Source organism: Sphingobium sp. FW305-3-2-15-F-TSA7 (assembly GCF_058787155.1).
On sequence record NZ_JBYSZM010000036.1, the window covers coordinates 43,862 to 60,013 of the forward strand.

The window sequence follows — 16,152 nt, forward strand, 5'->3', positions numbered from 1 at the left end:
GTCGAGAACCGCAGTCGAGAAGTTGCCGGACGCAGCGCTTCTCGACGGTCGCGTCTCGACTTCTCCGCAATGCGGAGAAGTTGATCCTGAGCGCCTGCCTTGGCAGGCAGTCGAAGGGCTCGACGCTGCTCGAAGCAAACGGAGGGCAGAGATCACAAGCCCTCTCACCGGCCGATCGGGAAGTCGCCGATCGGCGAGACCTGTCCGGCATCGGCGGTGGCGGCCGGCGTGCCCTTCACATATCGGTCGAGGAACGCCTTGATCGTGCGATAGGCGACGATCTGGTTGGCTTTCTTGCGGAAGCCATGGCCTTCATCGGGGAAGACGACATAGTCGACGGGCACGCCGTTCGCCTTGACCCTGGCGACGATATCCTCCGATTCGGTGGGCAGCACGCGCGGGTCGTTCTGGCCCTGGAGCACGAGCAGCGGCTTGCGGATGTTCGCGGCGTGGAACACCGGCGAGATCTTCTTCAGATAGTCCGCATCCTTTTCGGGATCGCCGACCTCGGTGAAGAGCAGGCGGCGAAGATCCTCCCACCAGCTTGGCGTGTTGGCGAGCAGCCTGGGCCAGTTCGACACGCCGTAGAGATCGACGCCGGCGGCGAAAGCATCGGGCCGGAAGGCCAGCCCGGCCAGGGCCATATAGCCGCCATAGCTCTGCCCCTGGATCGCGACCTTTGCCGGATCGACGAACGCGGTCTCGGCGAGCATCGCCTTGGCCGCGACGACATCGTCGAGATCGGCGTCGCCATGGCGCTTGTCGTCGAGATGATAGAAAGTCCGGCCCGATCCGCTGCTGCCGCGATTGTTGATCTCGAACACGACATAGCCGTGATTGACGAGATACTGGACGAGCGGGCGATAACCGATCGCGCTTTCGTCGCCCGGCCCGCCATGGACGTGGATCACCGCGGGCAGCCGGTCGCCCGCCTTCGCGCCCCTGGGCACATAGAGGATGCCGGGCACCGAGACGCCGTCATAGGATTTGAAGCGCACCACCCTGCCGGGCACCAGATCCTCCGGCGCGACCTCGGGCGAGCGCGCGCTGAGCAACGGCGTGCGCTTGCCCGTCGCCAGATCGAGCATCAGCACATCGCCCGGCGTCGCGCCGTTGGACGCGCGCAGCACCGCCTTTTTCGCATGGTTGGCGAGCAGCAGGCCGACACTGGCGTCGGGCATCGGATTGATGAAAGGCAGCGGCCTGAAGCTTTTCGCGTCGAGCAGCCAGGGATGCGACCGTGCATCCTGGTTGACCGAGACGACGAGCGTGCGCCCGTCGCGCGAGAAGCCCGCGCCCGACACGTCCCAATCGGGTTTGAAGACGGTGACGCGCCTGCCCGTCACCACATCCTGCCGGACGAGGAAGGTGAATTCGCCGCCGTCATCGGTGGTGTAGAAGAGTTCGGAGCCGGTGGGCGCGAAGCTCTGCGGCTCGCATGCCACCGGCTTGCCCTCGGCGGTGAGCTGGATCAGCTTCGCCGCGGTGCGATCATAGACATAGCAATGCTTGGTCGCGTTATCGACGATGCGGCTGAGCCCGACATAGCGGCGGTCGGCGCTGACGGCGCGCACCTGATAGGCCTTGTCGTTCTCGAACAGCCGGGTCTTGGCATAGCCGTCGGCCTTGATCTCGTAGAGATCGAAATAGCGAGGATCGCGCTCATTGGTCTGGACGAAGAAGGATTTGCCGTCCTGCGCCCATTCGACGAAGCGTGCGACATGCTTCGCGCCCGGCGTCACGTCGCGCGTGGTGCCGTCCAGCTCGCGGACATAGATATGCGCCAGTTCGTTGCCGCCCTGGTCGCTCGAAAAGAGGATGCGCTCGTCATCGGGAAAATAGCTGATCGCGCTCACCGTCTCCTTGACCGAATTGGTGAGCGCCGTCGCCGGACCGCCCGTCGCGGGCATGACGTAGATATTGGCGATGCCCGTCCGGTTGCTGGTGAAGATCAGCCTGGAATCGTCGGGCGACCAGGACACGCCGCCGATCGAATCGCCGGCCATGAGCTGTTCGATCGTATAGTCCTTCGCCCCCGCGACGGCGGGGGCGAGCAAGGACGCAGCGAGAAGGCCCGTCAGGGCCGGCAAAAAGGATATCCGCATCATCCCCCCAAAGTCGACATGGGTGGCCGGGCGGCATGGGAGCACCGCCCGGCAATGGCCTCAGAAATTGACCGACGCACGCGCCTGGAAGGTTCGCCCGATCGGATCATAAGCGCCGAACTGCCCGAGCACGATCGCCTCGTAGGGCACCTTCTTGTCGAACAGGTTCCGCACGCTGAACTGCAGGCGGAAATTCTCGGCGACCCGGAAGCCCAGAGAGGTGTTGACCATCGTATAGGCCGGCACGTTGAGGATCGGGATATCCTCGATCGTCAGCGTATTGCTCGCCTTGACCTTGTCGGTCCACATCACCTGGACATCGAGATCGAAGGGATCGAACGCATAGCCGATCCGGCCATTGAGCCGCCAGGACGGGGTCCCGACTTCGCCCGCCGAATCGAGAACCGGCGCTGCGCCCGACGTTTGCGACGTGTATTTCGCGACGTGGAATGCCTTGATGCCGAAGCGGAGCTGACCGACCTCACCCGACGACGATGCGATGTTGGGGACCTCCATCGTATATTGGAGTTCGCCGAGGATACCCTCGAAATCGGTTACCGCGCTATTGTAGTAGGATTCGAGATAATTGTCGGCGATATCGCCAGCGATGCGAGCCCGACCCGTCGCCGCGCTCTGGGCCGCCGCCTGAGCCGCTGTCAGTCGACTGAAAGCGTCACAACCACCCTCGTTGGGATAATTGGTGCTGTCATAACAAGCCGACTGCGCGCTGGCCAAGGTGAAGCGCGAAATCGCTCCGCGCAGCTTGACACTGCTATAGTCCATCGAGAAGCGCAGCCCCGGGATCGCTGGCGGCTGGTACACAACGCCGAGCGACCAGCTATTCGCCTTTTCATTACCCAGATTGGGGTTGCCGCCGACCGTGCCGAATGGTGATGCCCCGTCCGTCGTCGGTGCGAAACCCGCCACATTCGTCACGCCCACGGCCGCAAGCGCCGCCGTACAGTTCGCGCGACGAGCCGTCGGGTTCGGGCCGCTGTCGATGCGGGTTCGGTCGCAGAGATCGTTGCCGGCGCGCGCGGTCGGTGTGGAGTTCAGGAACAGCTCGACAAGCGACGGCGAACGGATGGCGCGGGTATAGACGCCACGCAGCGTGATCCCTTCGAGCACGCCCCCCAGGCGCGGCTCCAGCCGACCGCCGGCCGACCAGGTGATGTCGCCGCCCGCCGTCGAATGATCGACATAACGGATCGCGCCCTCGAACTGGGCGGACCGGATCAGCGGCACGCCCATTTCGTCGTCGATCAACGGCACGATCGTTTCGCCGTAGATCTCGTCAGTGTTGAAGCTGGCCTTGGGCGCATCGGGGAAGCCGAGTGCGCCGCCCAACAGAGTGAGGCCGCCATTGATGATGTCGTTGCCCGCGAAATAGCCGGCCTCTCGACGATGTTCGTAACCGATGCTGAATGAGATCGGCTCGGCGATACCGAACGGCAGCTTGCCACCGATATTCGCCGTGAATGCCTCGAGTTCGTTGACACTGATGCCGACGCCTTGATCGATGACCGCAGCCGCCGCTTCGGGACTGAAGGCATTCTGGCCGAACAGGTTCAGCGGGATGCAGCTCCCGCCGACACGGCAGGTGACATTGCCCGGCGTACCGACGACATCGATCGCCTGCAGGAAACGTGTCCGGTTGATCTGGTTGAACTCGGACGAATTGCGGCTGCGCCCATAATTATAGGCAAGATCCCAATTCCACTTCTGACCGGCGACGGCGAACTCGCCCTTGAAGCCGGCAACGATGCGATAAACGTCGAGTTCGGTCTTCGCCGGCCGGCTGTCCGCGATGTCGTTGAGATTACGATCGAGGCGGAAGCTCGTCAGGCCGTTGGCGACCAATATGTTCCGCGCCTGCTGCGACAGATAGGGATTGTCGACGCTGAAGGTCAGGAGCGGCCCGCCCAGGCCCCCGGACGCATATTGGAACAGATCGCTGAGCTTCGTACCGCTGGTATGTGCATAGGATCCTTCGACGAAGAAATTGATCCCGTCGGTAATGTCGAAATTGCCCATCGCATTGAGCAGGATGCGATGATTGGGCGACAGCAGCAGCGCGTGATCGGCAGGATTCAAGCCATCGCCGCCATCGCGATACGCGCCCTGATCGCCGATATAGCGCGCGCCAAGATTGAGCGGCACCAAGTCTCCGTTCGGCGCAAACTGCATCGGCACGCCGTTCTGGGTGATATTGGTCAACGTGCCTGGGCGGAAGGGCAACCCCCCTTCGGAGAGGATCGCCAAACGCCGATCGACGACCTTTTGCGCCGCGATGCCGTCATTGCGGTCGGTATTACCCGATGACGCCAATACGAGCCGCGGGAAACGGCCGCTGAGCAGCATGCCTTCCTGCCGCACATATTCGGCGCCCAGCACGATATTGCCGCGCCCCTCCATGAAGTTCCGACCGAACAACGCACGCACCGACTGATTGGCAGCATCGCCGCGATCGCTGATGCTCGTCTGACCAGTCAGTTCGAGGCCGTGATAATCCTCTTTCAGAATGACGTTGACCGTCCCCGCGATCGCGTCCGTGCCGTAGACCGGCGCACCGCCGATCGCGACGGTCTCGACGCGTTCGATCAGCCCGACGGGGATGAGATTGAGATCGACCTGCGAACCCGGGCTGACGGTGCTCCCGGTGCCCGAAACGGTGTTCGAAGATACGAAGCGTCGACCATTGACCAGCGTCAAGGTGCGCTGCGAACCAAGGCCGAAAAAGTCGGCAAAGCTCTGGGCCACGCCCAGATTGCCCTGCGCGGTGCCGATCTGGCTGTTGTCCGCCGGCGCGAAGCCAGGCGTATCCTGCAGCGCCTCGAGAACATTGGTATAGCCGCGGCGCGCGATCTCCGCCGCGTCGGTGGTCGAAGCGGCCTGGAGCGTATCGAAGCCGGTGCGTTCGATGCGCGATCCGGTGACGACGATCTCGCCGCCGGTGCTCGCGCCATCCCGGGATTCACCCTCGGCGCCCGCCTTGCGGATGACGACCGTGCCTTCGCTGGACACGCTGACCGTCAGGCCTTTGTTGGCCAGCATCTGACGCAAAGCCTCAACCGGCGTGTAACTGCCCTGGACGGGATTTGTGGTAACGCCCGAAAGATCGTCGTTCGGCGCCATGATCTGCAGCCCGGACTGGATCGCCAGCCGCTGCACTGCGGAACTCGCGTCACCCGCGGGCAGGTTGTAGCGTTGCTTGTCCTGTGCTGCCGCCGGCGCCGCCCAGAGCAGCGCCGCTGCGCCACCGAGCAGGATCGCGCGCTTGCCGAACCGAACTGATTGCCCCCAATTCATCGAGTTTCTCCCTGCCCCGAGAGTGCGAACCAATCGCCTCCATTGCAGAAGAGTGACGGTGCGATGAAATCCGCTATTCGCTTAGAGCCTGTTTGGGAAATGTGCGGAAGAGCACATTTCCAAGGCCGCACCGGCCCACTCCCCCACCCGGCCTCCCAGATGATACTGCCGTTGGGAGGCCGGGTGGGGGAGTGGGCGGAGCAGGCCAAGGTTCCGACGATGCGAAGCATCGTTGGAATGCCTGTGGAGGGCGGTGCGGGATGCGCCAAAGGCGCATTTCCAAACAATCGCTCAGTGCGAAGGCGAATTTTGCTGGCGAACCAGCCGCAATTCCTGTCCGTTCTGCACTACATCGGCATTGAATGCGCGCGCCGCCGCGGTTGCGAAGCCGCGCGAATCGCCCAGTTTGAAGACGCCCATGAATTCGGCGCGCGCCAGGGTCGGATCGTCGATCACGACATGCAGGTCGGAATGCCGGTTCACATCGGCCGCGGCCTTGCCGAGCGGCTGTCCCTCGAACACCAGCAACCCTCGACGCCAGGCGGTCATCCGTTCGACATCGGCGGCCTCGAGCACCGCCTTGCGCGGGCCGGTCGCGGCCGCGACGAATTGTTCGTTGCGCTTCAGATAGCGCGGTGCGGCATTGCCGGGCACGCCGGCGACCGCGACGACGCCCTGTTCGACCGTGACCTCGACTTCCTTGTTCTCGACGCCGACCGCGAATTCGGTGCCGACGGCGCGGACCGCCAGCCCGTTGGCATCGACGATGAAGGGGCGCGCCTTGTTGTGCGCGACCTTGAAATAGGCAGCACCACGCCGGAGGATGATCCGCCGCACATCATCCTCATAACGGACCTGGATCGCGGAATCGCCGTTGAGCACGACGGTGGAACCGTCATCGAGCGCGATCTCCCGCACTTCGCCCTTGCCCGTCGAGACCCGGCCGGCAAGCTGGTCGTAAGCGACGCCGCCGCCCAGCAGCGCGACGGCGAGCGAGGCCGCCATCGCGTAGCGCGGCCAGCGTTTCGGGCGACCCTCGACGACCGGCGCCTCGATGCGCGAGCCGCTGTCGAGCGAGGCGACACGATCGATATCGAGCCAGAGCGCCTGGGCACGCACATAGGCGCCGAGATGGCGCGGCTCGGCAAGCCAGGCTTCGAGCGCCTGGCTTTCGGACGGGTCTAGCTGGCGTTCAGCGGACCGGATCGCCCAGGCGGTCGCCTGGACGTCGATGTCAGCCCCACTTCCAGAACCTGCGCTCACCAGACCGTCTATCCTTTGCGCCGACATCCGGCGTCTTCTTCATTTCTTCCGAAACCAGGCGAAGCGCCTTGGCAAGATGTTTCTCGACCGTGCTCTCCGCGATCCCCATCCGTTCGGCGATCTGCCGCTGCGACAGTTCGTCGAACTTCTTGAGCTGGAAGGCCTGCCGGCATTTGGGCGGAAGCCCCTCCAGGATCGCGTGGAGCCTGGCCACTTCCTCCTGCCCGCTTAGCCGGCGATGCGCGCCGATCTCGTCATCTATGATGTTCAGCGATTCCAAATCCGCCACGAGTTCGATCGCGACGATGCGCGAGCGGCGGATCTGTTCGCCGACGATATGGCGCGCGGTGACGAACAGATAGGCGCGGGCATTGCCGATCGCGTCGATATCCGCCGACCAGATCCGCGCATAAGCCTCCTGCACCACTTCGTCGACGTCGCACGAGGTCAGCCCCCGAATGCGCCCGGCAAGCCATTTGCGCACGTCGGACTCGTGCGGAAGCACTTCGCGCGCAAACCAGCGGAGTCGGGACTGATGATCCATCGCGCGCAATGGCATCATCGATCGGGTCGCCCGTCAAGGAAAAATGACAGGATCGTGAAAGTTTTTTGAAATAAATCAAAATGTTACCTGATATGTGCACATACACGAACGGCCGGAGGCAAGCCCCCGGCGCGTGATTCCGGATCGGAGCGGCCTTCACTGGGTGATGCGTTTCACCACCTTGCCGCTCTCATCCAGGAATTCGATGCTCGGTGCGCCGTCCGCGCCGACCTTGAGCAGCAGCCGCGGCTTGCCGTTCTTGTCGGCGAGCCGGACGATCGCATCCTCCTGCGTCTTGCCCGCGAACAGCCTTTCCTGCCCCATGCCGCCCTTCGACATGGCGAAAGCCTGCATCTCGCCGCGGATCTTCTGCTTTTCCGCATCGGTCGTCGCGCGGGCGGCGGCGTCGCTCATTTCCATCAGCGGCTTGATCGACCAGTCCGGCCGATCCCAGACGCGCAGCCCTGCGGTGCGCCGGCCATTGCCCTCGCTATATTGCAGGCCGACGGTCTGATCCTGTTTGTACTGGTCGAACATCAGGCTGCCGCTCGCCGCGCGCTTGTCGCCCACGGTGCTGCTGCCATAGCTGAGGCCGCCGACCTCATCGCCTTCGTCGTTGAAGAACAGCATGCCGCCGCCCGTGCGGCTGTGATGCTTATATTCCTTGCCCTCCATGAACAGGCCGGGGAAGCGTTCGGAATTGGCCAGCACCAGGCGGTATTTGCCGTCGGGCTCGACGATGTTGATCCGTTTCACGCTGATCTCGTCGAAGTTCGTCTTGGCCGGCCCGCCATCGGCCATCACCCAGGCGGCGGGGATCGCGGCGCCGGCGAGGAAAGCAGCGCCGATCAGTGCCAGCCTCTTGCCCTTCGGTCCCATCGCCATTCCCCTCAATAATTCCAGTCGGCGACCGACGTGCCGGCGGGCGCGGTCTTGCGGACATGGTCGGCGACTTCGCGGACGACGCCCGCCCAGTCGGTATGGTGCCAGTTATGGCCCTTTTTCGGCCGACCATATTCGAAGCGGATCGGATAATCCTTGCCCGCGACCTCTCCCATCATGTCCTGGAAGCGATAGACGGCGAGGTTGAGGTAGAAATCGTCCATCTCGCCGGCGAAGAAATTGAGCTTGCCGCGCAGCTTGGGGCCAAGCACCGGCCAATTGTCGCGGACATAGGCCGACAGGTCATAACCATGCTCGCGCATATATTTGACGACGCTCTTGTCGATCGCGCCGGTCTTCTTGTCGAAGAGCAGCACGGGATAGCCGTCCGCACCGACCGGGCCGTGTGTCGCCTGCCAGATATCGAGCTGGTAGTAAGAGCGCCCCTTGGACCCCAGCATCCCCTCAAGTGCTGCAAGGCTGCGCAACGGGAAGAGCGGATGGCCCTCGCGGCTGCGGCGGAACGGCTTTTCCGTCGCATTCCATTCGTTCACGCGCAGCGTGAACATATTGTCTTCCTTGTAGACGTCGGTCAGCTGGTAGCGGCTGAAATCGATCGGATCGGGATTGAACACCCAGGCGCCGCCGATCAGGTCGGGATAATGGAGCTGCATCGCCAGCGCTTCCCAGCCGCCGGTCGAGGCGCCCTCGACGATCCGGCCATAGGGCTGGTCGATCAGGTGGAAGGTCTTTTCCAGATAGGGCATCAATTCCTTGGTGATCGCATCGCCCCAGGGCCCGTTATTGGCCGAATTGAGCGCATAGCTCTCGATGAAATAGGGGCCGGGCGAGACCAGCGCGATGCCGACCATGCGCGGGAATTTATCCCCCATCCATTCCTGTGCGAACTGATAGCCGGTCTTGACGTTGGCATCCGCCGCGGCGGCGCGCGCGCGATCGCTGTCGCTCTTGGGATCGGCGTCGAAATTGAACGGGCCGCCGAAATGGCCGAACGTGTAGATGGCGGGATAGCGCGCCTTGGGATTCTCCGCCCAGCCCTTGGGCAGCAGCACTTCGGCGCCGATCGTCATCGGCACGCCCCAGAAGTCCGACAGGATCTTGCTCTTGATGCTGACGCGCTTGATCCAGGGGGTGTCGGGCTCCTCGGGAACCGGCCCCATCTTCTCGGTCAGCGACAGCGGCACGACCGTCGCGGATGCGGGGTCGAGCCGCAGCTTGGTCACCTTGCTATAGGGATTGCCCGGCGCCTGGAACGCGATGACGCGCTGCTTGGGGATCGGCACCCAGATGGTGTGGCCATCGGACCTTTTGGCCTCGGTATAGAGGATCAGCAGCGCCTGGACGCTATAGTCGCCCGCCGGCAATTTGGAGAGATCGAAGGGGAAGCCGTCGGCCTTGGCATCGACGATCCGGGTTTCGCCGGGCTTCAATCCTTCGACATCGACGCCGAAGGCCGGCGGCCCGTTCATGCCGATGGCGAGCCGCGGCTCGGGCGTATCGCTTCGCGCGGTGACGACGATCAGGCGACCGGTGACCGGACCCTTGGCAGCGCCGGCGGGCAAGGTCACCTCGAAGCGCAATTGCGCATGTGCCGGCATCGCCATGGCGAACGCCAGCAGCGCGCCGATGCCCAGAACGATCCTTTTCGCGATCCAGCTTAGCTGCACGGATACCCCCCTCGACCCAATCCCATACCGGGATGATGCACGGCCGCGGACAATCCGCCATTGGAGATTTGGGGGAAGTTATTGCGCGATGGCGAGCAGTTCGATCCTGAAGACCAATGTCGCGCTGCCGGGAATCTCGCCGCGTCCGGCAAAGCCGTAGCCGAGATAGGCGGGCAGCGCGATTTCCCATTGTTCGCCGACGCGCATCATCGGCAAGGCCTCGCGCCAGCCGCGAACGACGCCGGCGACGGGGAAGGTCGCGGGCTCGCCGCGCGCATAGCTGCTGTCGAAGACGCGGCCGTCGATGAAGCGGCCCTCGTAATTCACGGTCACGCGATCGCTGGGGAGAGGGCGCGGCGCGTCGGTGGCGGCGGCGCGCGCAATCCGGTAACGCAACCCGCTCGGCGTGGTCCGCCAGCCGGCATCCGAGGCGAGGCCGGTCAGATAGGATTGCTGCGCGTAGAGCGCGTTGCTGTCCAGTGCAGGACCCGGCGGGGCGGGCTTGCGGCCGAGTTCGCGGTCGAGATAGCTCAGGATCAGCGCGGTGCGATATGCCTGCTCGTTGCGATTGGCCGTGCCCGAATGGCCGCCATCGACATTCTCGTAATAGTAGAAGGCATGGCCCTGCTCCTCCAGCCGCGCCGCGAATTTGCGCGCATGGGCGGGATGGACGCGGTCGTCCTTGGTCGAGGTCAGGATCAGCGGCCGCGGGTAGGCGCGGTCGGGCCGGATATTGTGATAGGGCGAATAAAGCCGCAGCCAGGCCCAGTCCCCCGCACGATCGGGATCGCCATATTCGGCCATCCATGACGCGCCGGCGAGCAATTTGCTGTAGCGCTTCATGTCGGTGAGCGGCGCGCTCATCACCACCGCGTCGTAGAGGCCCGGGCGCTGGAGGAAGACGGCGCCGGCCAGCAGCCCGCCATTGGATCCGCCATAGATGCCGACGCGCGACGCGGCCTGCGACGCACGCAGCGCCTCGGCGACGGCATGGACGTCGTCATAGGATTTCTGCCGGCCGGGGCCGATCGCGGCGGCGTGCCAGGCGGGGCCGAATTCGCCGCCGCCACGGACATTGGCGATGACATAGGCATTGCCCGCCTCCACCCAGAGCTGCGCCATCGCGGACAGATAGGTGGGCAGGCTCGGCTGGCGGAACCCGCCATAGGCATGGATCAACGCCGGCAGCGGACCCGCGGCATCCCTGGGCCGCACGAGGAAATAGGGAATGCGCGTGCCGTCGCGCGAGACCGCCCAATGCTGCGACACCGCATAGCGCGCCGCATCGAAGCGCGGCGGCACCGATGCGATGCGGACGGGGGCGCCGCCATCGGCCAGCGCGTACAGCGTCTCCGGCCGGGTCAGGCCCTGGACGACATAGAAGAGCGTCTCTCCATCGCGATCGGCATCGGCCAAAGCGAGCGCGCTGTCGGGCGCCACCGGAATCGCCTTTGGCGGCCGGCCGGCGCGCAGCGCGACCAGCCGTGCCGCGACATTGTGGAGCAGCCCGACATAGAGCGTCGACCGTGTGGCGGCGACCGAGACGATCGATTCCCCCGCGGCCGGCACATAGACGGTTTCGAGCGACGGCACGGCGGCCGTCAGCCGCCAGGCGACGAGCGCGCCGGCGGGCAGATCGCGCAGCGGCGATTGCAGGCGGGCGATCACGCGATCGCCGATCATCGCCTGATAGGTCGCATCCTCGGGCAGCGGCGCGCGCATGGTACGCCCGTCGGCGCGGAGATGGAGCAGTTCGGCATCCCAGGTCGTGCGGTTGCGCAGGATCAGGACATGGTTGCGCTCGACGATCGGCCGCAGCCAGACATCGGTCGCTGGCGCTTCGTAGAGCAAGGCGGCATCGGCCAGCGCCGTGCCGCGCGTCCAGCGGCGCAGCTGGCGGCCATAACCCGAACTGTTGAGCGTGCCTGCACCGAAATCGGAGACCAGCAGCAGATGATCGCCATCCTGCCAGACCAGATCGGCCTTGGCCTCGGGCGTGACGAAGCCGCCCTCGACGAAGCGGGCCTCGACCCGATCGAACTCGCGCCAGGTGACGGCATCCTTGCCGCCGTCGGACAGCGCGACCATGCAGCGGCGATGCTCGGGCGCGAGGCACGTCGCGCCGCGCCAGACCCAGTTGCGCTTCTCCTGCGCGGCCAGCGCGTCGAGATCGAGCAAGGTCCGCCATAAAGGCGCCCCGGCAACGAAGCCGCGTCGCTCCGCCGCGCGCCACAGGCCGCGCACATTGTTCGCATCCTGCCAGAAATTGACGATATCGGCGCCGGCGGCGCGCGGCATTGCCAGCCGGTTGCGATCGTTGAGGATCGCCGCCGCGTCCTGCTTGTGGCGATCGAAAGTCTTGCCGGCTTCGAGCGCGGTGCGCGACCGCGCATTCTGCGCGGCGACCCAGTCGAGCGCGCGCTGGCCCTGGGTTTCCTCCAGCCAGAGATAGGGATCGTCGCTTTGGGCGGGCGCCGCGGCCGAAAGCAGCAGCGCCGCCGCAGCCGCGAACGCACGCATCACTTTCACGGCTTGGCCCGGCTGAGCGTCGTACGCTGGACCGAACTGGGATGCAGCGTGACGACACCCTTGGCGGCCGGCTGATCGGTCGCGGAGATGATCTCCTGCTCCAGCATGTCGCCGCGCTTGCGGGTGATCACGGTGAGCAGGTGATCGTCATATTTGAAGATCGAATAGAGCGTGTCGCCGAGCAGCCGGGTCGGCAGCTTGATGCCGTCACCTTCGTCGACGGTATATTCGCCCTCGCCCGCGAGCCGGCAGAGCCGATAGTCCTTGAGGTGGCGCAGTTCCGAACCGTGGAGATAACGCGTCCGCCAGGTCGCGCACTCACCCTCGCGCTCGGGCAGCTTGCCCGCCTCGAAGATCACGTCGATCCGCTCGGCGCCCGCCCGGCCCGGCAAATTTTGGAGCACGCCATGCCAGGTGCCCGTCCAGCTCGGGTCGAGCGCAAGGGAAGCGGACGGCGCCATGAAAAGCGCCGCCGCCACGATCATCGACAATCGCATCGGTCTTCCTTCAGAATTTCAGCGAGATGCCGGAATAGAAGAAGCGGCCGACATTATCGAAATTCGCCCCGCCGAAACCCGCGCCATAGATGCCGAGCGGCGGCTTGCTGTCGAACAGATTGTCGATGCCGATATAGAATTCGCTGCGCTCGTTGATCATCGCGCCCATGCGGAGATCATGAACGAAGCGGCTGCCGGTCTTGCGATATTCGGGCGGCAGCGAATCGGGGTTGAGCGCGGGCTGGCCGCCGACGCTTTCGAAATTGGCGACGGGGCCGCGATACTGGCTGGAGAAATAGCGCAGATCATGGTCGAGGCTGAACGCACCATAAGTCAGCGTCGTGCCGAAATTGGCGGCGATCCGCGGACGCGAGACCGTTTCCACCTGCTGGGTCGGGAAATCGGGCTGGGTGGGCGACAGATAATCGTCGCGATCGATCACATAGCTGCCGACCGCGCGGAAATCGACGCGCACCGGCCCGACCGGGAAGCCATAGCGCGCCTCCACATCGACGCCCGAGGCGGTCAGCTTGGTCAGGTTGACGGCGCGCTGTGCGATGTCGGTGATCTCGTGCGTCGTCGGATCACGCGTGATCAGCGGGCAGAAGACATTGTCGATCGTCGGCGAATCGACGCACTGGTTGATGATCGTGTTGACCGGGATCGAGGTGATCGCGTCGGTCAGCTTGATGTTGTAATAATCGACGGTGAGCGAGAAGCCCGGCAGGAAGCGCGGGGTCAGCACCATGCCGAGCGTCCAGGTCGTGCCCTTTTCGACGTCGAGATTGGGATTGCCGCCGGTGGAACCCGGAACCGTCGAGCCGATCGTGCCCGCGACGAAGCCCGCGGGAATGCCGAGCGCGCGGCAATTGTCCGCACGCTTCGTCGTGCCCTGGTTGATGTTGCCCACCGAGCAGGGATCGAAGACGCTGAAGCGCGTGCCCACCGTCGGCTGGAACAGCTCGGCGAGATTGGGCGCGCGCGCCGCGCGCTGATAGGATCCGCGGAAACGCAAGCCTTCGATCGGTTCATAGACCGCACCGCCGCCCCATGAGACTTCGGTGTTGACGCCCGCCAGACTGTATTTGGCGACACGCACCGCGCCGCTCAGTTCGAGCAGGCGCGCGCCGGGCACGTCGGCAAGCAGCGGCAGCTTCACTTCGCCATAGCCCTCGATCACGTCGAGCGAGCCCTTGATCGGCTGGAAACCCGTGAAGCTGGTCTGGCCGGCCAGATCGCGCGGATCGGGCGAATAGCGCGTGCTTTCGTCGCGATATTCGAAACCCGCCACCAGCTTGACCGGGCCGCCGGGCAGGCGGAAAAAGCCGTCGGTGTCGCCGGTGACGAAGCCGCCGACGACATGCTGCTGCAACAGGCCGGTCGCGCGCGTGTCGACGGTCAGATAATTGCGCGCCGCTGCGTCGATCGAACCATTGCCGAAGACGTTGGCGGCGACGCAGGTGTCGATCGCGGCATTGCCGGTCGGCACGCCGCCCGCCTGGAGCCGGGCGCGGCAGACGATCGCATCGCGCGTGCCGAGCACGCCCGCGGTATCGCGCACCGCATCCGCCGCCAGCGTCATGCGCGCGGGATAGATGCTGTTGTAGAAGTCGGACGTCACTTCGGTGCGGCCGTAATTATAGGAGAGCTCGAAGCTCCAGCGATCGGATAGATCACCCTTCAATCCGGCGACGCCGCGCAGGGTCGTCCGCTTGGTGCGTTCACCCTGCACGCCAAGATCGTCGTTGATCCGGCTCATCGAAAAGTTGCCGCCGCCTGGGATCAACGTCGCCAGCATCGCCTGTGCCTGCTGCGTCAGGAAGGGGTTGGCGGTGGAGAGCGTCAGGCTGCTCGACGTGCCCTGCCCCCAGGTGCTGGCATTCTGCCAGACGCCCTTTCCCTCGATGAAGAAGCGCAGCGAATCCGACAGGTCGTAATGGCCGACCAGATTGACCGAGAAACGCTCATTGTCGGGCAGCAGCGTGCTGGTGCCGATCGAATTGAGCCCGTCACCGCCATCGCTGACCGGGGCCAGGGGCAGGAAATGGCCATTGCCGAAATTGGCGAGGTTGAGGCTGCCGTCGGGCGCGAAACGATAAATGCCCGGGGGATTGGTCGCGGTGCTGCGCACGATGGTGCCGCCATTGGACGTGGCGAGCAATCGCAGCTTGGTGATCAGGATCTGGTCGGGAATGCCGTCGGGCGGCGAGCCGGCCGGGCGCGTGCGATCGGTATCGAGTATATTCGGCACGAAGCTCGCCTGGTTCGCCGAAAACTCCCGTGCATCGTAGCGAAGCTGGTTGCGGCGCGCATAGGCGACGCTGGCCGCGATATTGCCGCGCCCGCCGCCGAAATTGGTGCCGGCGGTGATCGAGCCCATATAGGCGCCGGCATCGCCGCGCGCGCTGATGCCGCCCTGCGCGCGCGCCGCCAGCCCCTCGAAATCGTCCTTGAGCACGAAATTGACGACGCCGGCGATGGCATCCGCGCCATAGACCGCCGATGCGCCGCCGGTCAGGATCTCGACATGGTCGAGCAGTTCGACGGGAATGGCGTTGACGTCGGGCTGCGAGACGACCTGCGAGCCGGCGACATGACGGCGGCCATTCTGGAGAACGAGCGTGCGCGAAGTGCCGAGACCGCGCAGGTCGAGCTGGTTGAGGCCGACCTGGCTTGGCGGCTGGTTGCCGGTCGACGACGCCTGCGACAGGGTCGAGCGAAATTGCGGCAGTTCGTTGAGTTCGTCGCCCAGCGCGGTCCGGCCGGTCTTGCCGAGGATTTCGGTGGCCGGAACGACCGACACCGGCGCCGGCGCGTCATTGGCGGCGGTGCGGATGCGCGAACCGGTGACGAGAATGGGGTCCGCCTCCGCATCGTCGGTCGCCGGCGCCTCCACGGCCGCGGCCTGCGCCGCCGCGACGACGCTATAGGTCTGAGATCCGGTCATGCGCGCGACGAGCCCGGTGCCGCGCAGCAGCTGATCGAGCGCCTGCGGCACGGTGAGTGCGCCGCGCACCGCATTGGTGCGGCGGCCACGGGCGTCACCCGCCGAGATCAGCACCTGGACATCGGCCTGGCGCGCGAACGCCGCAACCCCGGTTGCGGCCGGCTGCGCCGCCAGATCGAAACGCTTGGCCTGCGCGACGGCGGGCGCGGCGACGGCGATCGTGGCGATGACGGCAACGGCGGACAGGCCGCCGCGAAGCTGGATGGACCGGAAAGACATATAAACCCCCATTCGATGCGATGGCGTCGTCACGCCTCGAACACTACAGACGGGGGGCGCGGACTTTTCCTTTTCACCAAACCGTCTTTTTTCCGTCGCGCGCCCGCAA

Annotated in this window: 9 protein-coding genes; all 9 read right to left on the reverse strand. The window is 65.1% G+C overall.

Annotated elements, in window-relative coordinates:
* Positions 1-164: 164 nt before the first annotated feature.
* Positions 165-2,105, reverse strand: coding sequence for a S9 family peptidase (locus tag AC3WN8_RS24145; RefSeq protein ID WP_492672052.1), 1,941 nt, complete (start codon positions 2,103-2,105; stop codon positions 165-167).
* A 60-nt stretch (positions 2,106-2,165) separates the two neighbouring features.
* On the reverse strand, positions 2,166-5,414 hold the full coding sequence (locus tag AC3WN8_RS24150; RefSeq protein ID WP_492672053.1) for a TonB-dependent receptor domain-containing protein: 3,249 nt from the start codon (positions 5,412-5,414) through the stop codon (positions 2,166-2,168).
* A 291-nt stretch (positions 5,415-5,705) separates the two neighbouring features.
* Entirely contained in the window at positions 5,706-6,677 is a 972-nt protein-coding gene (locus AC3WN8_RS24155; RefSeq protein ID WP_492672054.1) for a FecR family protein, read from the reverse strand.
* Entirely contained in the window at positions 6,649-7,239 is a 591-nt protein-coding gene (locus tag AC3WN8_RS24160; RefSeq protein ID WP_492672055.1) for an RNA polymerase sigma factor, read from the reverse strand. Before AC3WN8_RS24160 ends, AC3WN8_RS24155 begins: the two co-directional genes overlap by 29 nt.
* Positions 7,240-7,377: 138 nt before the next feature.
* Positions 7,378-8,100: a hypothetical protein gene (locus AC3WN8_RS24165; protein ID WP_492672056.1), complete on the reverse strand. Its 723-nt coding sequence runs from the start codon at positions 8,098-8,100 to the stop codon at positions 7,378-7,380.
* A gap of 11 nt (positions 8,101-8,111) precedes the next feature.
* Complete coding sequence (locus AC3WN8_RS24170) at positions 8,112-9,791, reverse strand: alpha/beta hydrolase-fold protein (protein WP_492672057.1); 1,680 nt, start codon at positions 9,789-9,791, stop codon at positions 8,112-8,114.
* Positions 9,792-9,869: 78 nt separating this feature from the next.
* Entirely contained in the window at positions 9,870-12,311 is a 2,442-nt protein-coding gene (locus AC3WN8_RS24175; RefSeq protein WP_492672076.1) for a prolyl oligopeptidase family serine peptidase, read from the reverse strand.
* A gap of 5 nt (positions 12,312-12,316) precedes the next feature.
* Positions 12,317-12,817, reverse strand: a complete 501-nt coding sequence (locus tag AC3WN8_RS24180) for a hypothetical protein (protein ID WP_492672058.1) — start codon at positions 12,815-12,817, stop codon at positions 12,317-12,319.
* Between the two features lie 10 nt (positions 12,818-12,827).
* Complete coding sequence (locus AC3WN8_RS24185) at positions 12,828-16,043, reverse strand: TonB-dependent receptor (protein ID WP_492672059.1); 3,216 nt, start codon at positions 16,041-16,043, stop codon at positions 12,828-12,830.
* Between the last annotated feature and the right edge of the window lie 109 nt (positions 16,044-16,152).

Excerpts from the sequence above, each read along its gene's own strand:
- AC3WN8_RS24145 (WP_492672052.1), bottom strand. The coding sequence starts at position 2,105 with ATGCGGATATCCTTTTTGCCGGCCCTGACGGGCCTTCTCGCTGCGTCC.
- AC3WN8_RS24150 (WP_492672053.1), bottom strand. The coding sequence starts at position 5,414 with ATGAATTGGGGGCAATCAGTTCGGTTCGGCAAGCGCGCGATCCTGCTC.
- AC3WN8_RS24160 (WP_492672055.1), bottom strand. The coding sequence starts at position 7,239 with ATGATGCCATTGCGCGCGATGGATCATCAGTCCCGACTCCGCTGGTTT.
- AC3WN8_RS24165 (WP_492672056.1), bottom strand. The coding sequence starts at position 8,100 with ATGGGACCGAAGGGCAAGAGGCTGGCACTGATCGGCGCTGCTTTCCTC.
- AC3WN8_RS24175 (WP_492672076.1), bottom strand. The coding sequence starts at position 12,311 with ATGCGTGCGTTCGCGGCTGCGGCGGCGCTGCTGCTTTCGGCCGCGGCG.
- AC3WN8_RS24180 (WP_492672058.1), bottom strand. The coding sequence starts at position 12,817 with ATGCGATTGTCGATGATCGTGGCGGCGGCGCTTTTCATGGCGCCGTCC.
- AC3WN8_RS24185 (WP_492672059.1), bottom strand. The coding sequence starts at position 16,043 with ATGTCTTTCCGGTCCATCCAGCTTCGCGGCGGCCTGTCCGCCGTTGCC.